The following is a 24,696-nucleotide window of genomic DNA, read 5'->3' on the forward strand; positions in this document are numbered from 1 at the left end:
GCGTGAAGGTCAGTCGCTTTGTATCGCCATGCTGTCGCGGGTTCAGCCCGCGACAGCCTTTGGCAAGCGAGTCGATCAGTGGCCGATGAAGAAGCGGCTCAGGCGGCGGAAGAAGCCCTGCTTCTTCGGCGCGTCCTGCGCGTCACCCACCTTGCTCGGCGTGATGGCCACGTGGCGCGACGGACGCGAGTGGTTGTTGTCGCCGTTGCTGCGCTCACGCGGCGGACGACGCTCGCCACGCGGTGCGCGCGTGCCTTCGGCGGCCGCGTTGGTGCCGCCCTCGACAGCCACCGCATCGCCTTCGCGACGACGGTTGCGACCGCCACGACGACGGCGACGCTTGCGCTCGGCAGCCTCACCGGTTTCCGCCACGGCGGGGGCCGGCGCGGCCGGCTTGGTCACCACGACTTCGGTGCTTTCGCCAGCAGCAGTCTCGACGCGCGGCTTGCGCGGCTCACGCGGCGGCCGGTCGCCACGCGGGCGATCGCCACCACGGCCACCGCCGCTGCGCGGACCCTTGCGGGGCGAGCCGTCCTTCTCGCGCTGCTCGACCTTGTCGCCAAAGGCGGCGCTGTCGGCAGCGACTTCGGCCATGTACTGCGCGTCCTGCTCACGCGGCTTGGGCATCACCAGCAGCTCTGCCTCGATGTTCGCCACCGGGATGCGCTGGCCGATATAGGTTTCGATATCGGGCAGGCTCATCGCGTACAGATCGCAGGCGAAGCTGATCGCATCGCCCTCGGCGCCAAGGCGCGCGGTACGGCCGATGCGGTGCACGTAGTCTTCCGCGTCCTGCGGCAGGTCGTAATTGAAGACGTGGCTGACCGCCGGGATATGCAGGCCGCGCGCGGCAACGTCGGTACATACCAGGATGTCGAGCTGGCCTTCCTGGAAACGCTGCAGCAGCTTCTGGCGCTTGAGCTGGGGCACATCGCCCGACAGCGCGCCGACGCGGTAGCCATAGCGCTTGAGACGATCGGTGATCTTCTCGGCCGCGGCCTTGGTGTTGACGAAGATGATGCTGCGCTCGGCCTTGGTGCGCTCGAGCAGGTTGAGCAGCAGCGGCATCTTCTCTTCCTTGGCGGGGAAGTAGACCAGCTGGCGCACGCGGTCGGCGGTGACGTTTTCCGTCTCCACTTCCAGCTTTTCGGCGTTGTGCATGTGCTCGTAGGCCAGCTCCAGCACGCGATGGCTGAGCGTGGCGGAGAACAGCAGCACCTGGCGCTGCTCGCGCGCCGGCAGGCGGCGGAAGATGAAGCGCACGTCCTTGATGAAGCCAAGGTCGAACATGCGGTCCGCCTCGTCGATCACCATCACTTCGACGGCGTCGAGGCTGAACACGTGCTGCTTGAAGTAGTCCAGCAGACGGCCCGGCGTGGCGATGATGATGTCGCAGCCGTCTTTGAGCTGCTGGCGCTGCTTGTCGTAATCCACGCCGCCGTAGATCAGCGCGGTGCGCAGGCCGGTGTAACGGCCGATCGACTTGGCGTCTTTCTCGATCTGGATGGCGAGTTCGCGGGTGGGGGCGATCACCAGGGCACGCGGATCGCTGTCCTTGCGCTCGGCCACGGCCGGCGTGGTCAGCAGGCGATTCATCATCGCCACCAGGAACGCGCAGGTCTTGCCGGTGCCCGTCTGGGCCTGGCCGGCGACGTCGCGACCCGTCAGCGCGACCGGGAGGGTCAGCGCCTGGATCGGCGTGCAGCGGGTGAAGCCCGCCTCGTCGAGGCCTTGCTGGAGCAGCGGATGGAGATCGAAATTGGTGAAAAAGGTATCGGTGAGTACAGTTTGGGACATCGTAAAGGGAGCTCGAGTGAGGCAGCGCCCTGGGGCAGCCGCCTGGATCCTTGCCGGTGAGACGCAACAAGGAAGGTGGATAGTCGGCGCGACCGGGACGTGGCGACAGGCGCAATCCCTTTTGGATGGCGCGTGCCGGCGACACGTATCCCTGGCTGGACACCGTCGGGAGCGATGGTATTCGACGGCTCCGCTGCCATAGGTCAGAGGGATGGGCGGCCTAAACCACTGGCAGCCATAGGAATCTCTCTCACCTATGTCAACGGAGCCATCCATGTCCACCGCGAGGGGACAGCCCGTTCAGCATACCGAACAGGCCTACAGACTCCCTTGAATCGCTTGAATCGTGCCCCGAGTTACGTTGGAATGGAGGCCTGCCGCAACGGCACCAGACTTCCTTACGGCACGACCCCGCGCTTCATGGGCACCCCAGTGTAGCCGATGCTGGGCGCGCGGTCGTGAAGCCCCTACCCGCAGCCTTCGGAGACCCCGGTGAGCGACCTGATTACCCATGTAAGCGATGATGCCTTCGAGCAGGAAGTGCTCAATTCCGACACCCCGGTTCTGCTCGACTTCTGGGCGGAATGGTGCGGCCCCTGCAAGGCGATCGCGCCGATCCTGGATGAGCTGGCCAAGCAGTACGAAGGCAAGCTGCGCATCGCCAAGATCAACATCGACCACAACCAGAAGACGCCCCGCAACTACGGCGTCCGCGGCATCCCGACCCTGATGGTGTTCAAGAACGGCAAGGTCGAAGCCACCCAGATCGGCGCCGTCAGCAAGGGCGCGCTGACCCAGCTGATCGACAAGGCCATCGTGGCCCCGACTGCCAAGGCCGTCTAAGGCCTGTTTGTCCAAGGCCAATAAGGCCAACTCAGAAAACTTTTCTGAACTTTACCGGCCGCGGCGCTTTACGCCGCCGCGGACCGGGTGCTAGATTCGATCCACGTTCGTCGGGACTGTCCTGTCCCCCGCGCCATCCGCGCGACGCAACCCTCCCTCCTTTTTTCAACGGCGCCCCGCAGAGGTTTGCCCGTGTCCGATATCGAAAGCAAAGATTCCAACGACGCCAAGAGCGCCGACGCCAAGCCTGTGGCCGAACCCCGTCCGCGCGCACCGCGCAAGTCCGCTGCCGCCGCTGCTGCCCAAAAGGCCGAGAAGCAGGCCCAGCTGGACATGCCGCCGCTGCCGCCGATCGAACGAGCCGCACCGCCAGCCGTCGAAGCCTATGCCCCGCCGGCTCCCGCACCCGCTGCCGATTCGGCACCTGGCGACGGCAACCAGCGCCAGCCGCAGGAGGCCCGCGAGGGCGGCCAGCAGCAAGGTGGTCAGCAGCAAGGCGGCAACCCGAATTTCAACAACCGCAACGACCGCAACGACCGTGATGGTCGTGGCCGTCGCCGCCGGCACGAGCGCAACCAGCCTCGCGGCCCCGGTGGTGGTGGTGGTGGTGGTGGCGGCCAGCCGCACGCGCGCAACAACAACGGCCTGCCGGTGGACGACGAGTACGCCGATGCCGGCAGCAACGATCGCCTGATCAACCTGACCGAGCTCAAGCGCAAGAATGCGCTGCAGCTGCTCGAATTCGCCGAGTCCCTCGGCGTGCAGGAAGGCGTGGCGCGTGCCCGCAAGCAGGACGTGGTGTTCAACATCCTCAAGGCTCATGCCCGCTCCGGCGGCGGCATCTGGGCCGAGGGTGTGCTGGAAATCCTGCAGGACGGCTTCGGCTTCCTGCGCTCGGCCGATGAGTCTTACCTCGCCGGTCCGGACGACATCTATGTGTCGCCCAGCCAGATCCGCCGCTTCAACCTGCGCACCGGCGACTACATCACCGGTCGCGTGCGTCACCCCAAGGAAGGCGAGCGTTACTTCGCCATGCTCAAGGTCGACGACATCAACGGCGATCCGCCGGAGGCGTCGAAGAACAAGATGCTGTTCGAGAACCTCACCCCGCTGTTCCCGCGCAAGGCTTTCAAGCTTGAGCGCGGCAACGGTTCCAGTGAGGACATCACCGGCCGCATCCTGGACCTGGTCGCCCCGATCGGCCGCGGCCAGCGTGGCCTGATCGTCTCGCAGCCCAAGTCCGGCAAGACGATGATGCTGCAGAACATCGCGCAGGCCATCACGTACAACCACCCCGACGCGCACCTGATCATGCTGTTGATCGACGAGCGTCCGGAAGAAGTGACGGAAATCGCCCGCACCGTGCGTGCCGAAGTGATCTCCTCCACCTTCGACGAGCCGGCCGTGCGCCACGTGCAGGTGGCCGAAATGGTGATCGAGCGCGCCAAGCGCCTGGTCGAGCACAAGAAGGACGTGGTGATCCTGCTCGACTCGATCACCCGCCTGGCCCGTGCCTACAACACCGTGGTGCCCAGCTCCGGCAAGGTGCTCACCGGTGGTGTCGACGCCAACGCCCTGCAGCGTCCCAAGCGCTTCTTCGGCGCCGCGCGCAACGTGGAAGAAGGCGGCAGCCTGACCATCATCGCCACCGCGCTGACCGACACCGGCAGCAAGATGGACGAGGTGATCTACGAAGAGTTCAAGGGCACCGGCAACATGGAAGTGCACCTGAGCCGCCGCATCTCCGAGAAGCGCGTGTATCCGGCCATCGACATCAACCGCTCCGGCACCCGCCGCGAGGATCTGCTGATCGAACCGGACATGCTTTCCAAGATCTGGATCCTGCGCAAGCTGCTGCATCCGATGGACGAGCTGGCCGCGATGGAGTTCATGCTCGACAAGATGAAGAACACCAAGTCCAACGACGAGTTCTTCAATTCGATGAAGCGCTGATCGCCCGTCGATAGTTCTACGCAAAGGCCGCCCCAGGGCGGCCTTTGTTGTTTATGGGCGCGACACGCTACGACGCCCTCAACGCATCCACTGTTTGAAAACGCGCAGCATCAAGAGCAAGGCGATGGCGCCCAGGATGGCCGTCACCACCGATGCGATGTACCCATCGCCCACGCTGATGCCGGCGAGATGGGCGAGCCCGCCGCCAAGGCATGCGCCCAGCACACCGATCAGGATGTCGATAAACAAACCGTAGCCATCGCTCTTCACCAGCACGCTCGCGAGGCAGCCAGCCAAGGCACCGAGGATGATCCATAAAAGCAGACTGTATTCCGCCACGGCCCGGCCTCTCTGATACGTCAAACCAGCGCAGCGATGTAAGCGCCACACCAGTGGGTGACCTTGCTGCGTGCCGAGGTTGCACCCCTCGAGGCTTTCCGGCGGGAAGCCAAGCGGCGGCCTAGGCTGTTTGACCTATTTCCGCGCCGCGCAGACGCGCCACCATGAGCCGGCCGCCCGGCGTTACCCAAGCAGATGCATCGTGATGTTGAGCCGGCACCCGCCGCAGCACGCGATGTCCGAATCTGCTGGGACACTGTGCGGAGCCGGCCACCGATGTGTTCTCGTCCGTTGTCAGCGGCAGCCTGTTGCAAGGCTCGCGTGGCTCGTCACCCGCTCGCTCGCGTCACTCCCCTTCCCCATCGATGTCCTGCGCGCGCATCGCCATGGCGCCGATGCATGGCCGTGCCAATTACCGACTGATCGATCCAACACCCACCGGGGATTTCCCCACAGGAGCACGCGATGAAACACACCACGCTCGGGCTGGCACTCACGCTGCTGTTTTCATGCACCACGGCGGCACTCGCTGCCGACAACACAAAGACCATGGTCGTGCGCGACTACACCGACACGGTGGCGCCGGCCGACCAGCAAGCCTATGAGGCGGGCATCAAGGCGTACAACCAGTGCCTCGCGCAGCACGGCTTCAAATACAACTGGGGCGCCTGGGTCCATGAAACGGGCGACACGTATTCCTACTCCTACGTCACCGACCCGGTGCCGTGGTCCGCGTTCGATGCGATGCGCACGGCAGGCAAGGCTTGCGACGGCGCCATCCGCACGGGCGTCAATCCTCATCTGAAGAGCGAGATCAGCGCCTTCATGGAGGTGCATCCGGAACTTAGCCACATGGCGAACGGACAGACCATCAACCAGCCTTATCTCGAAGTGATCAGCTTCAAGTTGAAACAGGGACACGAAGCGCGCGAAGCCTTCATCGACGTGGTGAAAAAGATCACCGCAGCGGCAGAGAAATCGAAGTGGCCGAACTACTACGCCACGGGCGAAATACGCGACGCGGGCGGCGATGCACCCGACTTCCAAGTGCTGATTCCTGCCAAGTCATGGGAGGAAATAGGCAAGGAACCGGCCACGCCGTTGTGGGCCATGGTCGAGAGCGTCTATGGCAAGCCCGAGGCACAGAGCATGCGCAAGTCGCTCAACGATGCCGTGCAAGAACAGAATTCGCATGTGGACAGCTACAACACCGACCTTACCTACAAGGCATCCGGCAAATAACCAGCCTGTGGTCCGACCGGTAAAAGCAAAGGCCGCCCACGGGCGGCCTTTGTTGTGTTGGCATGCGAGATACGCGAAAGCGCGTGGCTTAGCTGCTTCCTGTGCCCGCTGTACTCGCCGTGGTCCCTGCGCTCCCCGCAAAGTCCGTCACCAGCGAGACACGGCGATTGGGCATGCCCTGGTCGCCTGTCGCGCCCTTCACCACCTGGCGGTTTTTCGCCTTGCCGTAGCTCACCGCACGCACCTGGTCGGCATTGAGGCCGCCGGTCTGTACGAGGTAGTCGCGCACGGCTTGCGCGCGCTTGAGCGCCAGCTGCTGGTTGTAGCCGGCAGATCCAGCGGGGTCGGCGAAGCCTTCGGCGGTGATCACCGCGTTGGAGTGGTGATCGCGCATCACCTTCGCAAAGTCGTCGAGCCGTTGCTTGTCCTCATCACGCAACGTGCTCTGATTGGTATCGAAGTGCGCAATGGTGTCCACGCTGATGCGGCCCGCCATGGCCGTGATCTGGGTGTCGTATTGCGCAAACTTGGTGTGCATCTCCTGCGTGATCGCATCGATCTCTTGCTGTTGCTTCTGATCGTTGCTGCGCAGTTCTGCCACAGTGGCATCAAAGTCGGTTTTCTTGACGTAGCCGGTGCAGCCGCAGAGCGCGACCACGAACAGTCCGACCAGGCCACGACCGATACGAGCGCTGGTACTTGCCATGGGGTTCTCCTCTCGTTAGCGGTGCGCAAACACTCGCCGCATTCACGGCGAGCGCATTCGCTCAAGGAGTATGCACGGCAGGCGTCAAGCTGGCGCCAATGCGTAAAATTACGGGTTTGGACGTCTATTCACAAAACCGGGTCACGCGAAGACCGCAGCCAGGTCTTTCATGGCCGCAGTCCATCTCACCATGCGCCAAAAATCCAAAACACCGCATGAATACGGGCGGCAGAATGGGCACCTACGGGGCTCACGACCGCCCCGCCACCTTGCGGAAACGACGCTCCTGCACGATCCACATGCCCAGGCCATAGCCGGCGCCCGCCAGCGCGCCCCACAGCAGGGCGGACTGCGCAACGGTCAGGCGCGGATGCGGGATCACGTACGTCATGATCAGGAACATGGGGAGGCCATAGAGCAGCACCCCATTCAACAGCACATACCGCAACCGTCCCTGCGCGCGGATCCTGGCCCAACGATCGAATTCCCTGGTCTGCATGCGTGCCCCCGTAAGCCTCGCTCTGAAAGTAGAACGATGCTTGAAACGCGCGAGCGACCCATGGGTTGAATGCGGTCATCGGATTCGTTCAGAACTCAGAACTCGGTCCACACCTGATCAGCTGCAGCCAGGCCCGGCGCTGCGCTCCGTGACCTGAAGGACATCGTTGTCCCGGCTGCCCTTGCGCCAGAGGGTCGCGCCGCCGGCTCGCATGGCGCCGCGACCTGCAGGCTGAAATAGGCCACCTGATGGATCAGCACCTGGGACAAGTCCAGCGTGTTGCGGCTGGCGGCACTGGCCTCTTCCACCAGGGCGGCGTTCTGCTGGGTGACTTCGTCCAGCGAGAGCACGGCGTTGTTTACCTGCCCGATGCCCGCCGACTGTTCTTCCGAGGCCGCGGCGATCACCTCGACGATGGTGCTCACCTCGCGCACTTCGTCCGCGATGTCGCTCAACGCGCTGCCCGTGCGCTGCACCAGTGTGGCGCCCTGGGCGACCTTGTCGGCGACGTCCTGGATCAGCCACTTGATGTTCTTGGCCGCGGCACCGCTGCGCTGTGCGAGCACCCGCACTTCCGAGGCGACCACGGCAAAACCGCGGCCCTGCTCGCCGGCACGGGCCGCTTCCACCGCGGCATTGAGCGCCAGCAGATTGGTCTGGAAGGCGATCTCATCGATCAGCACCACGATCTCGCCCACTTGCTTGCTGACTTGCGTGATGGCGGCCATCGCATCGACGGCGGAATTCGCGACGTCGCGACCTTCGTCCGCGCGCTGGCGCATGCGCATGGCCATGCCACGCGCCTGGCTCGCGCCTTCGGCGTTCTGCCTGACCGTGCTGGACAGTTCTTCCATCGATGCGGCCGTTTCTTCCAGCGAGCTTGCCTGCTCCTGCGTGCGCTGCGACAGATCATCGTTGCCTTGCGACAGGTCGCGTGCGGCGGACGTCACCTGTTCGGCGACGTCGCGCACTTGCGTCACGATGCTGGCGAGCTGGCGATCCATGGCGTCAAGCGATCGCAGCGTGTCGCTGAATTCATCGTTGCCTGCGATCACCGTCGCGTTATTGAGCCTGCCTTGCTGGATCGCATTGGCCAGCTTGCGGGCTTGCTCGAGTGGACGCGAGATGGCGCGTATCAGCGCGATGGCCGCAGTAACCAGTAAACCCAGAGCGATCGCCAGCACGGCCAGCGCCAGCTGCCAGGTCTGAGTGAAGCTGGCCGCGGCGGCTTGCCTGGAGTCGGCGGCCTGCTTCGCGTTGATCATCCTCAGGCGATCGATCAGTGCCGTGGCTCGACCCATGGCGTCAGCCACCTTGGCCAGATGCAGCTGGCGTGCCTGATCGGTCTTGCCGGTATCGAGCATCTCGGCTTCGCGGCTCACCTCAGGCCCGACGTCCGCCATCAAGCTGGCCAACTCTTTGGCTACGGTGCACTCCTCCGGGCTCGAAACCATGGCTGGGTAGTACGTTCTCCAAGCTGCCGCCAGGCGCTCGTGACCGAGCTTGATTCGCGCCGACGCATCCCGCCGAGAGGGATCGATCAGCGATTGATTGAGCGCCTGGCGATCATCCACGATCGCCGCACGCATGGCACTGACCGTGATGATCGCCATCACGTTGTTCTGATACATGTCGTCGACCATGACATGCGTCTTGCGCACACCAGCCAGGCCAACCACGCCGACGACGAGCGAGAGCACCAGAGCAAGGCCCATGGTCGCGATAATTTTCAAACGAATGGTGACACGCATGCTGCCGACTCCCCGATGGATGACTCACCCTGTAGGGGAGATCGGCGGAGCAAGGGGCATCCTTGATGGGAGCTTTGATGCGCTACGCGGTAGGCATTTGCCGACGCAGCTCCCGCGGATTTTAAGCTAACGCATCACGCCATGTGTTCGATGCCATCCGGCAACGTGACCCACGGATGCATGCACTCCTCGTACACCGAAATGCTCGGCGCGGGAAAATCGGGATTGGAGAACGCACCCACCGGCACGCCCACCAGACCCTCGACCGAGTCCAGCTGGTAGTACACTGTGGCACCGCACTGCGGGCAGAAGTAGAACGTGGCCGAGCCGCCGGTTTCGCCATGCCGCACATAGGCCGTCGAGTTACCGCGTATCACCACGGCGCTTTCGTGAAAGCGCGCCTGCACGCCGAACACGCTGCCGGTGCGCCGCTGGCAGGCGTTGCAGTGGCAGATGGAGACGCGCAGGGGCTCTTCGGTGGCCCGGAGCATCAGCTGGCGGCAACTGCAGGTGGCAACGCGCTGTGGCATGGCGGGCTCTTTGAGGGCGGCGAAGATGCGGATCGACGCGCGCACTATACGCGGCCCTGTGCGTCCGGGCTGCCCCGCCAACGAACGCTCATGCTACGGTCGGCGCACTACCCGCGGAGCCCTTCCATGTCCCCGTCCCGTGCCTGGCTAGTCGCCACCTTTGCCATCCTGTCCACCATCGCCAGCCTGCCCGTCGCCGCGCAGAGCCTGCGCGTGATGAGCTTCAACGTGCGGGTACCCGTGGCGGCCGATGGCCCCAATCGATGGGAGGCACGACGCGACCTGATGGTAAGCACCATCCGCGAACAACACCCTGATGTGCTCGGCACGCAGGAGCTGCATCAGGAACAGGGCGACTACATCGTCTCCAAGCTGCCCGAATACACCTGGTTCGGCATCGACCGCCACGGCGGCCACAGCGACGAGCACATGGGCGTGTTCTATCGCAGTGACCGATTGACCCTGAAGGACTCCGGCAATTTCTGGCTGTCGGATACTCCCGAAGTACCGGGCAGCATCACCTGGGGACATCCCTATCCGCGCATGGTGACCTGGGCTTTGTTCGAAGACAAAACCACGCACCGCTCCTTCTACTACTACAACACCCACCTGCCCTATCAGGAGCAGGACGAACCGGCGCGGGTCAAAGGTGCCAAGGAAATGCTTGGCCGTCTTGCCAAGTTACCGGCGAACGCGCCCTTCATCCTGACCGGCGATCTGAATACCGATGCCAGTAGTCCGACGTATGCTCTGCTGACCAAGGAGTTGGTTGATACGCGAGCCGTTGCTTCCAAGGTTGAAGGGCCTGAGAAGACATTTCATAACTTCACCGGCAATCCGACGGAGCGGATCGATTTCATTCTTGAGCGGGGCTTCAAGCCGACGCATTTTGCGACGCTGACCACGCAGAAGGATGGGCGGTATCCTTCGGATCATTTTCCGGTGGTGGCCGACCTCAGCTGGAAATAGTGCGTTAGATCCCGTGTAGAAGCGCACTTGTGCGCGACCGGGATGCATCACGGCGTGGCCTGTCGCGCACAAGTGCGCTCCTACAATAAAGAATCACAGCCGGCCGGGGCGCGATCCAGCACCGCCCCAGCTTCGCCATCACGTCAAACTTTTGAACTGGAGATAGCAGAGCCCCTCTCCTTTGTAGGAGCGCACTTGTGCGCGACCACGATGCGTTGCGGTGTTACCTGTCGCGCACAAGTGCGCTCCTACAAAAGGAATCTCTGAACGCCATGGCGCGATCCATCACCGCCCCAGCCTCTCCCGCTTCGCCTTCATCACCTGCTTTGCCATCGCACCAAACTGACGACTTTGCTCACGCTGCTCGCGCAAGGTCTGCCTGGTGCGCATCGCTTCGCGCTGCAGCTTGCGATAGTTGTCGACGCGTCGTGCATCGAGCGTGCCCTCAGCCAGCGCTGCTTCCACCGCACATCCAGCATCGCCGTGGTGATGGCAATCACCAAAACGACATTGCGAGGCAAGCGCCGCGATGTCCTCGAACACCGCATCCCGTTCCGGATGCGCGGTGGCAAGACGCAGCTCACGCATGCCTGGCGTATCGATCACCCATGCCGCGGAAGCGGTGGGAAACATCTCCCTCGCCGTAGTGGTGTGACGCCCGCGAGCATCGTCTTCGCGTATTCCCGAGGTCCGCTGCGAAGCCTCGCCGATCACCCGGTTGGTGAGCGTGGATTTGCCTACGCCGGACGAGCCGACGAAAGCCACCGTCTTGCCCGGCGCCAGCCACGGCGATAGCTGCGACACTGAGGCATCGTCCAGCGCGTTCACCGCAACAACGGCCACGCCAGGCATCAACTGCTCCGCCTCGGTCACATAGCCCGACACCCCTTCGCCGAGATCCGCCTTGGTCAGCACGATCACCGGCGTCACGCCCGCATTGAGCGCCAGCGTGAGATAGCGCTCCAGGCGCGACGGGTTGAAGTCGTCATTGCACGAGGACACCACAAACAGCACATCCAGATTGGCCGCGATCAACTGGCGCTGATGATCGCCACCCGCGGCGATACGCTCGATCAGCGACTGGCGATCCAGCACGCGCAGCACGCGATCCGCATCGTCCGCGAGCCATACCCAATCACCCACCGCCACGCCGGCAACGAGATGATGCGGCAGCACCACCGACGCCTGCCCGCGCGAGGACAACACCGTCAGCCCGCTGCGATGCACCGCCAGCACACGCGCGGGATAACCGGCCTCGAAATCGGCCAAGGTCAAGGATTGTGCGTACTCAGCGCGCCAGCCGAGCTGGTGCAGCGAAAACGTCTCTAAAGACATGGGAAACACCCTGGAAACAAGGAAAACGACGGCCACGCAAGAGCGGCCGAACGAAGTGCCGGGGTGCGAAACGAGGAATGAAGCGCCAGCCAGCCGAGGGCTGGCAGAAACATCAGAAGCGCGTCGACCCGGCAGAGGCTGCAGCTACAACAATCATTGTTCTTTCCTCCTAAGGCTGGGTTGACGGGACGCGCAGAGTAGCCACGCACAGCGGCCGTTGCAAGTACTTATTTTCGTTAGACGTTACGCATAAAAGAGCGTCCACCCCGGTATTGCAACACACGTGCCGACCCTGGGTTTTCAAGAACGCACGCCCGAAAACGCAGAAGGCCGGCTCATCGGCCGGCCTTCTGTATCGGTGCTGTGACAGCACCTCGTGACGCCATGCGCTACATCTGCTCTACCGGAAGCACGCGACGACGCGAGCGCTCGCGCAGTGAACAATCGCGCAGCGTATCGGCCATCGCCTCCAGATCCGGGATGCCATACAAGTAAACGGACGTCATGCCCGCATCCGACGAATGCAGGTGCACCGTGCTATAGCCCAGCATGCGCTGCCCCAGCGGCTTGTGCAGGTCGATGTGGTCAACACGGAACAATTCCAGGTTGTCCTGCATCTTGGAAAAGAGCCCGCGCTCGATGCGCACGCGTTGCGTGGTGATGGTGAAACGCGTGGAGAGGCTGCGTATCCAATAGACCAGCAAGGCGATGCCGAGGGTGATCACGATCAGCACGTACTGTCCCGCCGAATACACCACCGCCGGATGTCCCTCGAACAGAGTCCGTTCCGTCGTGGCCTCACGCGCCGCCACATAGGCATCGATATCCGTACCGCAGAACCGGCACTTGTGCGCCGTGGCCATGATCATCTCGCCACAGGCCGGACACGGCTTACGCTGCTCGTCCATCTCACACCCCACTGGTTAGTCCCGTGGGGATTATGCGGCCTGCGGCGACAAACTGGCTGAGCGAACGAATAACCCCGCCCCGACTTACCCTGGCAACGGCAGGCACTCCATGATTTCCACCGAATCGCCCGGGAAGATCGAAAAATGCGGGTGGCCCTCGAACAGCTTGGCCGCCGCCTCCTGCGATTCGGCCCGCACCACGGTGTAGCCCGTCATCTGATTGCGGATGCCTTCGATGCCGCTCTTGGATGCGCGCAGCGTTTTGCCGAGCGGCGCTCCGACGTCGACGATGGCGTCCTTGTGCGACTGCACCCAGGCGCCCCAGGCCTGGATGCCCTGCTGCGTGCGCGCCTGCCGCTCCGCGTCGCTGAGCTCATCCCAGCCCGATGCCTTATGGGTCGCTTCCGAGCCGATATAGACCGCGAGAAACTGTTTCATGATTGCCTCCAGGGTGGATGGACGGATGGTGCCAGGGTCGCGTTGCAGTACTACGCCAGTGCGTCGGCTTTCTTCGCGGTTATGGCTGGCCAGGGATCGGCCCAGGCCGGCAAGCGCATCAGCCCATCGAGCCAGCGCACCACGTTCGGATAATCACCAAGCGGCATGCGCGAATGCCGCCACTCGCACGCCATCGAAGCGAGCTGGAAATCGGCGATGGTGAGGCGGCTGCAAGCGACAAAGTCTCGGCCCTCCAGGTGCTGGTCCAACACGCTGGCAAACCTCTTCAGCTCGGGAATCACTGCCGCGATCTCCGCCTCGTCAGGCTCGCCGATATGGAAAGTGGCCTTCACCACATGCTCGAAATAGAACGGCGCCACCGCACTCGCCCAATGCTGGTCGTTCCATGACAGCCAACGCAGCACTTCCACCTGTTCGGCGGGCTCGTGCGCGGGCCACATATCCGAACCCTGCTTGATGCACAGATACGCCATGATTGCGGACGACTCCCACAGCACCGTATCGCCATCGACCAGGGTGGGCACCTTTCGATTGGGATTGAGCGCCGTATAAGCCGGCGTCTTCAGACCGCCGCCCATCAGGTCGAGCTCGATGCACTGCGCCTCGATGCCCAGATGCTTGACCAGCGCCAGCACACGGCGCGGCGCCTGGGCCTTGATCCAGTAGATCTTCATGCCTTCCTCCGCTGCTTGGTTGGGTTGCCGGCGCCCACCTTACCCCGCCGCAAAATATGTTAAAGAACATAATTTGAGGGCCTGCTATACCTGTCCCACGGAGGTTGCAGCCATGCCTTACAGTCCCGAACACAAGGTGCAGACGCGGGCACGCGTGGTCGAATCCGCGCGGCGCCTGTTCAATCGCCACGGCTTCGAACAGGTCACCATCGACCAGGTGATGGCCTCCGCCGGGCTCACCCGCGGCGCCTTCTATCACCACTTCGACAGCAAAGACGAACTCTACGCCGCCGCCGTCGCCAGCTTCACCACCTGCAATCCGTTCGCCGTGAAATCGGCGCAATCGGCGCCGGCCATCGACGATCCCAAACAGATGGCGCGGATGTTGATCGATCTCTACCTCAGCGATGAAGTGCTGGAGAACATCGACATGCATTGCCCGCTCTACGCACTGCCTTCGGACGTGGCGCGTGCCGGGCTGGAACCGCAGCAGGCCTATACCGATCTGATCCGCGGCATGCGGCACATCTATCGCGTGGCGCTCGACGGCATGCGCGATGCGGACCGGCGCGCCGACGCCATGGTCTCGCTATGCGTGGGCGGCATGGTGCTGGCACGCACCACCAATGATCCGCAGTTGCGCACATCGTTGCGTGCCTCGGCGCGGCATCAGGCGCTGGCGTTGCTCAAGACGGAATAGCGTCCCTGGGCACATTCGCGTCGATCCAGTGGATGATGAACTCATCGAGCGCCACCCGCTCGGGAACCTCGATGCCTGCCTCGCGCACGAACGCGGACGCCGCCTTGATCAGCGACTGGCGCGAAAGGCTGCTGGCCTGACGCGCAGCGGCCTGCTTCTGGCGCAACTGCACGATATGCGCCGAGGGTTTCCCGGGCTTGGCGTACTTCTGATAGCGGCGCAATTCGTCGGCGGCCAAGGTGGTATCGAACGCCGCCTGCAGCGTGGCCCTGCGAGCCTGCAGGAGTGCCATCAGAGTCTCCGTGCGGGCGTCAGCTTCGCCCTGCCCCGGCAGCACGCGTGCGAGCGCAGCGGGAGCCTCGGCTCCCTGCAAGGCTGCGAGAAAAGCGGCATAGGGGAAGGGTGCGGTCGTAATCATGGCGATGGCCGGATGCAGATGGCCTCGCACGATACGCGCTTGCGCCACGAACTGCGATGAAGCCGGTCGTATGGCTTCATCCATCGCAAGCGGCTCTCTTTTAAGGAAACGCCTGATATCGCCGCGCAGGCAGGTCAAGCAAGCCGACTGTCATCGATTCACAGCTTGTGCTGCGCCCCCTTGGGCAACACCAGCTTGTGCTCGATCTTGCCGACACGATGGATCACCTTGCCGCCGGCACTGAGTCGGAACGACTGGGTGAAGTTGTGGCTAGGCGTATCGGGCAGAAAGCTATAGGCGCTATTGGCCGCCTCCACGGTCTTGTACGTCCAGTCCACGCACTGCGGCTCGGTGTTCAAGATCGACATCAGATTGGCGGCCGAGTAGGTCATAGTGCCCGCGCCTGAGGAAAGCATGGTGGTGGCGCCGTTGATGTCGCCCACGAAGTTGACCTGAAACGCCACGATGGGCGCGAGATTCTGTGCAGGCTGACCGCTCAGCGATACGGTCTTGTTGCCTATGGTGTGGCCGTGATTGTCGATCAGAGTGAAGGTGACACCGTTGATGTTGTCCGCGGCATCATTCGACAGGCTGATGATGATCTGATAGCCGGCAGGCAAGGTATTGCTCGGCAGATTGGCCAGCCGCTGCAGGATATTGATCACCTGTTGCTGCTTGTTGTGCCAGTTGTCCACGATGCACAACATGCCTGGCGACGTATTGTCGGGAATCAGCAGCACGCAATACTGCTGCGCGCCGTCGTATGCGCCGCTGGCCGAGTACGCGTTCAGTTGAAAGCCGAAGCCATTGCTGCCCGTGATGTCGGTGTCCACGATGATGTGCACCGAGAGCCCGCGCAAATGATTGCACGAGACAAACCAGGGAAAATCGGGTATCGCGCGTATCCTCTGCTTGACCGCCTCACTCGCCGAAACCCGCGGCCCCGGGCTATACAGGAAGTAATTCGAATTGCTGCCCAGGCCCGCCTGTGGAATGGCTGCATATGGGCCTGCGCTGTTGAGCGCCGCGCTGATGCCGTTGCGTCCGAAATTGCCCCAACCCCAGTTCGGCGAAATGGGTTTCGGATAACCCGCATCCACCGTACCCGCACCTTCATCGGCGCGCGTGACGCGTATGTACTGATCGCCCGCAAAGAAGTAGCAACGCGAGCCGCTGTACAACGCCGCGTCGATGCCGTTCTCGCCGAACGATCCCCAGTTCCACACCGAGATGGGTCGCGGATAACCCGCGTCCACCGTGCCGGGCCCGGTTTCGCCGCGGGTCACTCGTATGTATTGCTTGCCTGAGAAGAAATAGCACTTCGAATTGCTGTATAGCGCCGCATCGATGCCATTGGCCCCGAACGCACCCCAGCCCCAGTTCGGCGCAATCGCCCGCGGATAACCCGGGTCGATCGTACCGGGCCCCGTCACGCCACGCGTGGTGCGAATATATTGGCTACCCGCAAAGAAATAGCACTTCGAACCACTGTAGAGCGCGGCGTCGATGCCGTTGGCACCGAACGACCCCCAGCCCCAGTTCGGCGAAATGCCGCGCGGATATCCGGCATCCACCGTGCCCGGACCGGTGTCGTCACGCACGACGCGGATGTATTGGTTGCCTGAAAAGAAATAGTCGTACACGGCAGCTCTCCAGCAGAGGCGCGCGGCCTCTTGCGAGCAGATATTCCGTTGACCCACGGTCCGCATGCTGCGGAGGAAGAGCGTCGAGCACGCAAACGCCCTGTTCGAATCACGGCGGAGATTAGCGCCGGCGCCGCGCATGCTCCATAGCGCATAAGCGCTGTAGTCAGGCGTTTTACTTAGACCGTTTGATCGGCGAAAACCCCGCGAGGCCATGCGCCGCGAAATGGCCTCGGCATCAGCAAGAACATGCGATGCAACTGCGATGCCTGGCTATACGTATCTCAACGAAAGCGCGTATCTCGGTATCGGTGGCCGTTGAAAGGGTGAGGCACGTCAGTCGCGCACAGGGTGCGCTCCCACAAAGGCTTTTCTTGGTGAGTGGTGTTTCATGGTGGGTGGTGTTTCGTTGTCGGCGACATGTCGATGTGGGAGCGCCTCCCCTGTGGGAGCGCACCCTGTGCGCGACGCTCTTCATCACGCCCCTCGATTCAAATCACGCCCCACACCGGCCACAGCACAACCCAGGGCTGTTACTCAAACGAGAACACCGCACATGCATTCCGCGCTCAACCGATCTCGTTACCGCGATGCAGATGAATCCCCAACTCCGGCGCCAGCTCCCGCATCGGCTCGATATCCCGGCTCAACGACATCCAACCCGCCACGCTGTCATCGTCCGTATCGCGCACCCATAGCGTGTAACCGTGCGGCGCGAGATTGTCGTAAGCGACGCCAAGCAGATCCGCGGTGTCGATATCGGCGTGGTATTCATCCTCGTCCGTATCGCCATCCCAATCGATGGTCAGGTTCCAGCGAGCGGCAAGCTCATCAATCGCCTGCACCAGCGCCCGCGTGTCGCCGGCATCCACATGGAACGTGGCCCGCCAATCCGCCACCTGCCCCACCACCTGCGCAACATCGATCTCATCCTCCGCCAACTCCGCCACCGCCTCGCGATACCCCGCGAACTGCTGAAACGCCGCGTCGTCATCGCCGGGATTGATCAACAGCAGAAACTGCCAGACGCGCGCGTCGAGCGAGTCGTCGTCATCGTCGAAGGGCTGGGTGGTGTCGAAATCGTCGTCGGAGGAGTTCATGGCGGGGCGTCCAGGGTTAGGGAGGCATCATCTCACTCAAACGGGCCGCCGAGAACCGCAGCCTGCCTGGGTTCGCGTGGCCATAGGCACGCGAGAGGCCATATGCTTGGCATGAACCAATAGGGGGAGCTATGGATTCGGCGACACTTACTTTTTCTGCCTTGAACGAGCGCATCGACGCCCTGCCTGACCATGAGAGCCTCGCGATAGCACCGACGAGGCGCCAAAGGTGGGGTTTCATTCTCGGGTTCAGCGCTGGCTTTATCGGTCTCATTGCTGGAAAGGCGATGCCAGACTCGACCTGGACTGTCGTCTTCACTGCGACCATGTTGACGATCGAAGTCGTGGCGCTGGCCGTTGCGCTCATACCGCGTCGACCGTGGCGCATTCCCGGTTTTGCCAAGGAGCGGCGCCAATTCGCTGAGCAGCTGGATTTCGATCAACACCACTACGATCGCCTCGTCGCGTGGATCCGTGCCTTTCCAAGGGCTCGTATTGAAGCCATGGGGGAGTATGCGTCACGTCGTCACGAACTGCTGAAAGACAAGTACCCGCTGCTTTCGGGTGGCCTGGAAAAGCTAGGCGCGCTACCTGTCGTAGCGGCGCTCTATCTGCAGTTCAAAGACCTTCACTGGCCGCCTCACCCCACGTGGCCGGAACTCATTCTCGGATTCGCTTTGGTTTCGCTCTACTGGGCCAGCCTGTTAGTTGCCAGCGTCCGCTTTCGCGCGCAGCTGTTCGTAACGCTTTTGACGCGAGCGATGGAATCGGCGGACGATCTCAACCAAGAGTCAGCCTCCGCGACCTCGGTCCTTTCTTAGCAATATTTCGAGCACGCCAAGGTAGTGCAAGTTGCGGCACGCGCCTCTGTGCCTTTCCTCACAACCATCTCCCTCTGGTGCCTCCAAGTTGCCTCAATGAGGGCTTCGATATGGCCTCAAAAAAATGTGAGACTTACGAATCGGCCCCCAGGGATGAGCACCATGTGGCTTAGGCGAATGACGGCTTTGGTTCTTTGCAGTCTCAGCGGACTCGCCGCAGCGGCGGGTATTAGTTGCGACAAGGCCTCGAACTCGATTGATCAGGCGATCTGTCAAAGCCACAGGATCTCGGCCCTTGATGAACAGATGGGCCAGGCCTATGCGGAAGCGGCACAACGGGCACGCGGCGAGCAAGAGAAGCTGCTGCGCGACCAGCGACACTGGCTGGCAGAGCGCAACGAGCTGATCCATGGGCTGATTGGCGAGAAGCCCTTGACCACGAAAGAGGACCGACTGGAGAAGCCGCTGGCTCGCTTCTATCAGGATCGCATCGCGTATTTGAGCCACGTGTTTCGCGACAGAAAGGATGCTTCGCCACTACTGACCGCTATCGCAAGCAAGCTTTCCAAAGACGAGGACCGTGGCTATCCCAAAGACCCTTGGAATTCACTTGGCGGCGACGGCTCCATCTTCCTTGCACCTCAGGAGGAGGGGGCCGATGCGAAAGATGTCGGCTCCAAGATCCCTGTTGATCCTGGCAAGCCGCTAACGGATTTGATCAACGAGCTCGTCGACAACGGCGACACGACGAGGATCACGCTGGCAATGCTTCCCGATCTCGGCATAGGCGGCATGTACACGGTGGCTGGCACGCTGCATTGCGCGAACTGGGCGCTTTTCACTTGGCGCGGCCGCACATTACAAGCTCTTATGACACCGCATGTTCTGCAACAGAACTGCTGGACGACCCAAGGAACCATTGTCTCATTTCAGGGAGCGACACACGCCCTGTCGCTCGGAATCGCTCTGACAGACTCCACCATCCGGACGCAGGCGCTGACCGGTGGCAAGTGGATCGCGCCGAACCGGTTGGAAGTGCGTTACGACTATGAATTGCAAAGCCCACAGGGTTTCTGCGCCGAGGACAATCCGCGCTGCAGCGACCTGATCGCACTGGCGAACACCTATGTCGCTCGTTATGACCGCAGCCGGATACCAGAACTGCTGTCTGCCACTGCGCTGTCTGATGAGGAGGCGGCCAGCTATGCCACCATGCAGGCATCCATGGACGATCAGGGCGGAGTGCTCCCCACGTTTGGCCAGACAATCAACGATGGCTACAGCGCTTTCGGCGATGGCGCGATTACCTTTCCCTTGCGCTGGCACGGCGAAGTGCTACTGGGAAGGATCAGCCGGGCGAGCCTAGGTTGGCGCGTTGGAGACAACTGGCTAATCGGTCTCTGGCGATTGTCGGGGCAATCGTTGGAACCGATCGTGGGCGTGCGTGTGCCCGTCGTGCGAACGGGTTATTTGCACTCTGCGATTGTGCCCTAGAAATAACATCCAGACTGCTAGGCAAAGGTCTGGCAAAGCCGAAGGCTGTCTAACAACGGGCCAATTTAACTTACCCGCCCCATTCATCCCAAGAACGCTGCGCCAATCGGCCACTTTTGCTCGCGGCCTGACCCCCTGTATGTTGCAGAGAATTGCGGCACAAAGGGGAGAGCCGTGGCTAAGCGCAGGGGAAGCGGGATTGAAACTATTTCATTCATGCCATGGCAAGTGGGAATTGTGCTTGGTGTGATTGGATTCGTGGTCGTCCGGTACAGTATCGGGTGGATGGTTTCATCCAGCAATAACCCAGTCTTAGCTGGCATTGGGAAGGCCAGTGCCGCCGGTTCATTTGCACCCATGGCCTGGGTAGTCCTACTTGGGTGTTGGATCGGTGCGGTTTCATCTTTTTATCGCCAGCGATACCGCAAACGACTACTCGAATCCCAGACCGGTCTCGAAAGCGTTCGCGCCATGAGCTGGCAAGCCTTCGAGCAGTTGGTCGGCGAGGCCTTCAGGCGACAGGGCTATGCTGTCGAAGAGACAGGTCTTGGTGGCGCGGACGGCGGTATCGATTTGCTCCTGCGCAAGCAGGGAAAAACGGTGCTGGTGCAGTGCAAGCAGTGGCGGTCAAGACAAGTTCCCGTCACCGTGGTTCGCGAGATGTTTGGCTTGCTCGCGCATCACAACGCAAGCAGCGTGATCATCGTTTCCACGGGAGACTACACCGCGGATGCCCGCCGGTTCGCGACGGGCAAGCCTATCGAATTGATCAATGGTGATCAGCTCCTGGCGATGGTTCAGAACGTGCAAACGGCCGCTACGCCCGCGCATCAGGAGCCGGCGCTCGCGACGGCGGCGGCGAAGCCCTCCGGCGTCGCTCCAACATGCCCTACTTGCGCATCGGAAATGATTCGCCGCGAAAATCGCCGCACGCACGAAGCATTTTGGGGATGCCCGAGTTATCCGCGTTGCCGAGGCACGCGAGTCATTTCCCAAAGCTGATCTCGCAGCGACTACTTACAACTTAGGACCTATCGTTCCCCTCCAACACTGGGTGCTAGCGTTGCGCGCCACATCAGCGCTTCGCATTCCCACCTAATTGGAGACGGGCCATGACGACCCTTTACGCTTGGGCCACGCCGGCTTTCTCGAGCGACTCGCCCGTCGACCACACGTTTGTCACTGATTACGACAACCGGATCGATCCGTATAAAAGCATCAAGGCTGTAGAGAAAGCTCAGGCGAACTACTGGTACTGCTGGGGCGACTTTCACTGCCAGGGCGAAAGCTCAGAACAGCCCCAGGGTTATCTCGGCAGCGCCAGCGGCGACTTTGCGTTGGCGCAGTGCCTGTGCCTTCCCAACAAAGAGTCGGACAGTATCCCTCCGCAAACCCGGCCCAACGCCTGCGGCACGATTTACTACTACGGCCTGGATGGGGTCTGCCACCAGCTAGCCAATCAGGTGCTCTGGGCCACGGGTGGCACGGGCACGACGCCGTTGACGGTGGCGTTGGCGCGGGGCTACCGTGCCAGCAGCTTTATCTATGGCGCGTACGGCATCCTGCATCACGACTGGAACGCCAATATCTCGCGCTGCGCGGCTCCTCCTTCGTCTCCAAGTGCGGTCAACACCATGGACGCCAACGACGACTTCGCCATCCACGCCCAGCGGGTGCTGGCGTCGCTCAATGCGTCGGAGAAGCTCGCACCCCTGCTGGCATTGCGTGACAGCGTGCGGAAGGAGCAGCTGGCCCAGAGGGAGGCCGTTGTCAAAGGAGAGGTCATGCCATCGGCAGAGGCTCTGAATGCGCGCAACCAGGCCTACTTTCAGCGCGCGGCGGCGTTGCTGACCAGCGCGGAGTTCGAGGCTGTCTTTGGATTCGCACCCAATCGGACGATCGATCTGGTCGATCCGACGATTGCGCGCCAGCCAGCGGGCAAGGCATAACTGGATAAGGGTGCGGGGCGGACGTTCGAACGGGTTTGATGCGGTAAGAAACGTACAGCCGCGTACGTTCAACCGCCGCAAAGCACTCGATTACGCGGCAGCCGGCAGCGAATCTTCTGAAAGTGCACGCCAAACGATATTTCGTTCGATATGCGTCGTGTTTTTACGACTTACTAAGACTCTTCTGATGGTGGCGCAACAATCGGTCGCTTAATCTGAACCTGCTCCCGAGTTGTCAGGACAACCCGGCCAAGCATGCGACCGCCCTACTGGCGGAGCACCAACGGCCCGTCGAGCGACGGGACTGGCTGGACTGATGGGCGGTCGCGTTTGCGCCGCCCATTTCCTTTTTTGGGGCTGCCTCTCTGGCTGAATCAGGGTCTGGCATTGGGAGTAACCCGATGAACCGCATGCACAACCCGGCGCATCCCGGCGAGGTGCTACGGGAGTATCCGGGCGATATCACCGTCACCAGCGCCGCACAAAAGCTTGGTGTCACCCGTGTCGCGCTTTCCCGCATTCTCAATGGTACCAACGGCATTTCCGCCGACATGGCGCTGCGCCTGGAAGATGCTCTGGGCACCAGCGCCATGATGCGGGCGGAGATGCAGGTGCGATACGACCTGTGGAAGGCCAGCCAAAAGAAGCGCCCAAAGATTCGGCGTATTCATCTTTCTACGACTTGAACGCCCTGGCGTCACGCACGGGCCAAACCGCCTTGTCGGTCACTGCAGCCCCAGCTTTTCCAGCTCCTTGCGCAACGCCCGCTCGCTTTCGTCGCCGGGTCCCCACCCGACCAGCTTGCCCACCTGTCTCCCGTCCCTGAAGAAGTAGAAGGTCGGCGTTGACCACGTGTCGATGGCCTTCCAATCGCTTTGCCGATAGATGTAGTTCATGCGGGCAAGCGGATGCATGGCGTTCCAGGCGGCGACGTGGCGAGGTTGCATGCGGCCGTCCTGGGGCATCAGCCAACGGGCGTGGCTGGCGAAAATGGCCTTCAGACGGGGATCGGCTTCGATGGCCGCCACCGCATCGCGGGAGAAGTGGCACTGCGGGTGTCCGATCACCACGATATCGACTGCGCCGCTCAACCGGATGGGCTGCAGACTTGCCGACAAGCCGTCGTCGGTCAGGATCAAGGCAGATGGTCCCCGGCCGTCGGCCAGCGCACCAACGACGGTGGGAGCAGGATCGCTGCTCGCCGTCGGCCAGCTGGCAAGCACCGCATGAGCAGCGTCGAAATCACGCACGCTTATCAGCGCCACGTACAAGTCCTGGTAGTGACGCACCCCATCAGCATGCAGCGCACGCAGCCGATCGAGATCGGCCTGCATGTCCCGAACGTAGCGCTGGTCGAACGTGTAGAACGCCGTGTCGGAGGCGGCACGGAACAGCAGATCAACCGAGTCCTCGGTCAGCTCCTGCAGGATTGCCGATTCCTGCTGGTCCGCGATGTTCGTCGAATAGAGTTCAACGATGGCTGCCGGACGGGTGGCCGACGGTAATGCATCCAGCGCGGCCTCTGCGTTGTGGAATCGGTCGTAGCGCTGATCGATGGCGGCGGCCTTGGGCAAGCCCTGGCCCGCATGGCCACTCGCGAAAAGGAGGACACCGACAAACACGAGCACGAAATTTGCGCGCATCTTCATTGCCATCTCCAGTGTGATCAATGCTGGAAAGACCACTAGCGAAATATTCCGGCCTGCGGCTCAACGGCTAGCGCCGGAGTCGTACGGGATACCACTGGGGATTTAAACCAACCATTCGCATAACACCGATTGAGATGTAGCGATTGGTCCCTTCGTGAGTAGGTTGATAACCGCGGCAAAGTCGATCTTCAGAGTCAGGGTCATTTCTGTACGCGAGAGTAGTGAGCCTGAGCTGACCCGAGTTTGACGGACACCCTCACTCAACGGCTTCAACCTTATACAACTGAGTCAAACGCTCGGGGTTTACCTCCATATCGCCCACAAAGACCCCGTATCGCATGACCTCGCGATAGACCCCTTGATGCTTCGACTGTTGAGGCCAGCGAAACTCCAGCACGCAGCCTTGAGACGTCACCTGGTACCTTGTCGATACGTAAGGACGGCCATCATAGGTTTGCGTGGAGCTTCCCAGCAGCCTCAAGCTGGCGGTTGATTTCTCGGAACACAATTTGTTCTCGACAATCACTAGAGGCCCATCTGCCATCTCGCCTTTCTGTTCCACCGTCCAAATCCGATCAGCACCGGCGTCCTTCATGCTGATGACAGCGCCGATCCTGATGAAGCACCAGTTCCGGGTGCCTATTTCGCAGGTCAGCTGCGGTGTCGCTGGAAATGAAGGCGACGAACTCGCATCAGGGAATCCTGCTGCAAGTGCCACGGCAAGAAGGATTGATGAACTCATTCGCAGGTCGTCTCCATCGCAGTCACAGTAGTGGAAATGGAGTCACGCTTACTCCCAAAGCGGCGCGAAGTGAACCTGACTCCGTTTTGATCCTTGTTAGGACTCGTCCGATAGCCAAGCCCTGGCTGCCGAAATAAATTCTAAGCCAACTATGCGGAGCGTCCTTAAGCGAGAT

The 24,696-nt window shown here is 62.0% G+C and carries 26 protein-coding genes; 11 read left to right on the forward strand and 15 right to left on the reverse strand.

From position 1 onward, the window contains the following. Window positions 1–75 precede the first annotated feature (75 nt). Window positions 76–1,797 carry a DEAD/DEAH box helicase gene (locus AC1DKY_RS17980; protein WP_441605006.1) on the reverse strand — a complete coding sequence of 574 codons (1,722 nt, stop codon included), beginning with the start codon at window positions 1,795–1,797 and terminating at the stop codon, window positions 76–78. A 492-nt stretch (window positions 1,798–2,289) separates the two neighbouring features. Between AC1DKY_RS17980 and trxA the strand changes: the two genes are divergently transcribed. After that, window positions 2,290–2,640, forward strand: a complete 351-nt coding sequence (gene trxA, locus AC1DKY_RS17985; RefSeq protein WP_121883921.1) for a thioredoxin TrxA — start codon at window positions 2,290–2,292, stop codon at window positions 2,638–2,640. 192 nt (window positions 2,641–2,832) lie between these two features. Beyond that, the gene (rho, locus tag AC1DKY_RS17990) at window positions 2,833–4,593 is read left to right on the forward strand and encodes a transcription termination factor Rho (protein WP_441605007.1); all 1,761 of its coding nucleotides are present in this window, start codon (window positions 2,833–2,835) and stop codon (window positions 4,591–4,593) included. A gap of 78 nt (window positions 4,594–4,671) precedes the next feature. Here rho and AC1DKY_RS17995 read toward each other — a convergent pair whose 3' ends face one another. Continuing rightward, window positions 4,672–4,932 (reverse strand): GlsB/YeaQ/YmgE family stress response membrane protein, encoded by a 261-nt coding sequence (locus AC1DKY_RS17995; protein WP_441605008.1) that lies wholly within the window; start codon window positions 4,930–4,932, stop codon window positions 4,672–4,674. Between the two features lie 465 nt (window positions 4,933–5,397). Between AC1DKY_RS17995 and AC1DKY_RS18000 the strand changes: the two genes are divergently transcribed. Next, window positions 5,398–6,174 carry a hypothetical protein gene (locus AC1DKY_RS18000; RefSeq protein WP_441605009.1) on the forward strand — a complete coding sequence of 259 codons (777 nt, stop codon included), beginning with the start codon at window positions 5,398–5,400 and terminating at the stop codon, window positions 6,172–6,174. Window positions 6,175–6,262: 88 nt separating this feature from the next. Here AC1DKY_RS18000 and AC1DKY_RS18005 read toward each other — a convergent pair whose 3' ends face one another. The 4 genes from AC1DKY_RS18005 to AC1DKY_RS18020 all read right to left on the reverse strand — a co-directional run bounded on the left by AC1DKY_RS18005 (window position 6,263) and on the right by AC1DKY_RS18020 (window position 9,660). After that, the gene (locus tag AC1DKY_RS18005) at window positions 6,263–6,880 is read right to left on the reverse strand and encodes an OmpA family protein (RefSeq protein WP_441605010.1); all 618 of its coding nucleotides are present in this window, start codon (window positions 6,878–6,880) and stop codon (window positions 6,263–6,265) included. Window positions 6,881–7,130: 250 nt separating this feature from the next. Further along, entirely contained in the window at window positions 7,131–7,379 is a 249-nt protein-coding gene (locus tag AC1DKY_RS18010) for a hypothetical protein (RefSeq protein ID WP_441605011.1), read from the reverse strand. Window positions 7,380–7,474: 95 nt separating this feature from the next. Further along, window positions 7,475–9,130 carry a methyl-accepting chemotaxis protein gene (locus AC1DKY_RS18015; RefSeq protein ID WP_441605012.1) on the reverse strand — a complete coding sequence of 552 codons (1,656 nt, stop codon included), beginning with the start codon at window positions 9,128–9,130 and terminating at the stop codon, window positions 7,475–7,477. A 134-nt stretch (window positions 9,131–9,264) separates the two neighbouring features. Beyond that, entirely contained in the window at window positions 9,265–9,660 is a 396-nt protein-coding gene (locus AC1DKY_RS18020; RefSeq protein ID WP_441605013.1) for a GFA family protein, read from the reverse strand. Between the two features lie 126 nt (window positions 9,661–9,786). Between AC1DKY_RS18020 and AC1DKY_RS18025 the strand changes: the two genes are divergently transcribed. Continuing rightward, window positions 9,787–10,629, forward strand: coding sequence for an endonuclease/exonuclease/phosphatase family protein (locus tag AC1DKY_RS18025; protein ID WP_441605014.1), 843 nt, complete (start codon window positions 9,787–9,789; stop codon window positions 10,627–10,629). Window positions 10,630–10,914: 285 nt separating this feature from the next. Here the strand turns inward: AC1DKY_RS18025 and rsgA are convergent, their stop codons facing one another. From rsgA to AC1DKY_RS18045, 4 genes are all read right to left on the reverse strand, one after another. Next, window positions 10,915–11,964, reverse strand: coding sequence for a ribosome small subunit-dependent GTPase A (gene rsgA, locus AC1DKY_RS18030; RefSeq protein ID WP_477180026.1), 1,050 nt, complete (start codon window positions 11,962–11,964; stop codon window positions 10,915–10,917). A gap of 389 nt (window positions 11,965–12,353) precedes the next feature. Beyond that, window positions 12,354–12,872 carry a PH domain-containing protein gene (locus tag AC1DKY_RS18035; RefSeq protein WP_441605016.1) on the reverse strand — a complete coding sequence of 173 codons (519 nt, stop codon included), beginning with the start codon at window positions 12,870–12,872 and terminating at the stop codon, window positions 12,354–12,356. 84 nt (window positions 12,873–12,956) lie between these two features. Further along, entirely contained in the window at window positions 12,957–13,310 is a 354-nt protein-coding gene (locus AC1DKY_RS18040) for a YciI family protein (RefSeq protein ID WP_441605017.1), read from the reverse strand. Between the two features lie 50 nt (window positions 13,311–13,360). Then, window positions 13,361–14,005 (reverse strand): glutathione S-transferase family protein, encoded by a 645-nt coding sequence (locus AC1DKY_RS18045; RefSeq protein WP_441605018.1) that lies wholly within the window; start codon window positions 14,003–14,005, stop codon window positions 13,361–13,363. 112 nt (window positions 14,006–14,117) lie between these two features. On the opposite strand from AC1DKY_RS18045, the gene AC1DKY_RS18050 reads away from it, so the two are divergent. Next, window positions 14,118–14,705, forward strand: a complete 588-nt coding sequence (locus AC1DKY_RS18050; RefSeq protein ID WP_441605019.1) for a TetR/AcrR family transcriptional regulator — start codon at window positions 14,118–14,120, stop codon at window positions 14,703–14,705. Here the strand turns inward: AC1DKY_RS18050 and AC1DKY_RS18055 are convergent. The 3 genes from AC1DKY_RS18055 to AC1DKY_RS18065 all read right to left on the reverse strand — a co-directional run bounded on the left by AC1DKY_RS18055 (window position 14,692) and on the right by AC1DKY_RS18065 (window position 17,866). Continuing rightward, complete coding sequence (locus tag AC1DKY_RS18055) at window positions 14,692–15,207, reverse strand: hypothetical protein (RefSeq protein WP_441605020.1); 516 nt, start codon at window positions 15,205–15,207, stop codon at window positions 14,692–14,694. The genes AC1DKY_RS18050 and AC1DKY_RS18055 overlap by 14 nt on opposite strands. Window positions 15,208–15,281: 74 nt before the next feature. Continuing rightward, the gene (locus tag AC1DKY_RS18060) at window positions 15,282–16,766 is read right to left on the reverse strand and encodes a hemopexin repeat-containing protein (RefSeq protein ID WP_441605021.1); all 1,485 of its coding nucleotides are present in this window, start codon (window positions 16,764–16,766) and stop codon (window positions 15,282–15,284) included. Between the two features lie 569 nt (window positions 16,767–17,335). Continuing rightward, entirely contained in the window at window positions 17,336–17,866 is a 531-nt protein-coding gene (locus tag AC1DKY_RS18065) for a DUF6630 family protein (RefSeq protein WP_441605022.1), read from the reverse strand. Window positions 17,867–17,997: 131 nt separating this feature from the next. Here AC1DKY_RS18065 and AC1DKY_RS18070 point away from each other — a divergent pair, with 131 nt between their 5' ends. From AC1DKY_RS18070 to AC1DKY_RS18090, 5 genes are all read left to right on the forward strand, one after another. Continuing rightward, window positions 17,998–18,687, forward strand: coding sequence for a hypothetical protein (locus AC1DKY_RS18070; protein ID WP_441605023.1), 690 nt, complete (start codon window positions 17,998–18,000; stop codon window positions 18,685–18,687). A gap of 177 nt (window positions 18,688–18,864) precedes the next feature. Further along, on the forward strand, window positions 18,865–20,181 hold the full coding sequence (locus AC1DKY_RS18075; RefSeq protein ID WP_441605024.1) for a lysozyme inhibitor LprI family protein: 1,317 nt from the start codon (window positions 18,865–18,867) through the stop codon (window positions 20,179–20,181). A 174-nt stretch (window positions 20,182–20,355) separates the two neighbouring features. After that, window positions 20,356–21,183: a restriction endonuclease gene (locus tag AC1DKY_RS18080; RefSeq protein WP_441605025.1), complete on the forward strand. Its 828-nt coding sequence runs from the start codon at window positions 20,356–20,358 to the stop codon at window positions 21,181–21,183. Between the two features lie 110 nt (window positions 21,184–21,293). Further along, window positions 21,294–22,130 (forward strand): hypothetical protein, encoded by an 837-nt coding sequence (locus AC1DKY_RS18085; protein ID WP_441605026.1) that lies wholly within the window; start codon window positions 21,294–21,296, stop codon window positions 22,128–22,130. A gap of 401 nt (window positions 22,131–22,531) precedes the next feature. Further along, entirely contained in the window at window positions 22,532–22,816 is a 285-nt protein-coding gene (locus AC1DKY_RS18090) for a HigA family addiction module antitoxin (RefSeq protein ID WP_441605027.1), read from the forward strand. A gap of 39 nt (window positions 22,817–22,855) precedes the next feature. On the opposite strand, the gene AC1DKY_RS18095 is transcribed toward AC1DKY_RS18090, so the two are convergent. Next, window positions 22,856–23,704 carry a YbbN family protein gene (locus tag AC1DKY_RS18095; RefSeq protein ID WP_441605028.1) on the reverse strand — a complete coding sequence of 283 codons (849 nt, stop codon included), beginning with the start codon at window positions 23,702–23,704 and terminating at the stop codon, window positions 22,856–22,858. Window positions 23,705–23,716: 12 nt separating this feature from the next. On the opposite strand from AC1DKY_RS18095, the gene AC1DKY_RS18100 reads away from it, so the two are divergent. After that, window positions 23,717–23,818, forward strand: a complete 102-nt coding sequence (locus tag AC1DKY_RS18100) for a hypothetical protein (RefSeq protein ID WP_441605029.1) — start codon at window positions 23,717–23,719, stop codon at window positions 23,816–23,818. Between the two features lie 217 nt (window positions 23,819–24,035). Here AC1DKY_RS18100 and AC1DKY_RS18105 read toward each other — a convergent pair whose 3' ends face one another. Then, on the reverse strand, window positions 24,036–24,521 hold the full coding sequence (locus AC1DKY_RS18105; RefSeq protein WP_441605030.1) for a hypothetical protein: 486 nt from the start codon (window positions 24,519–24,521) through the stop codon (window positions 24,036–24,038). Window positions 24,522–24,696: the final 175 nt, after the last annotated feature.

Source organism: Dyella sp. 01N448 (assembly GCF_056399225.1).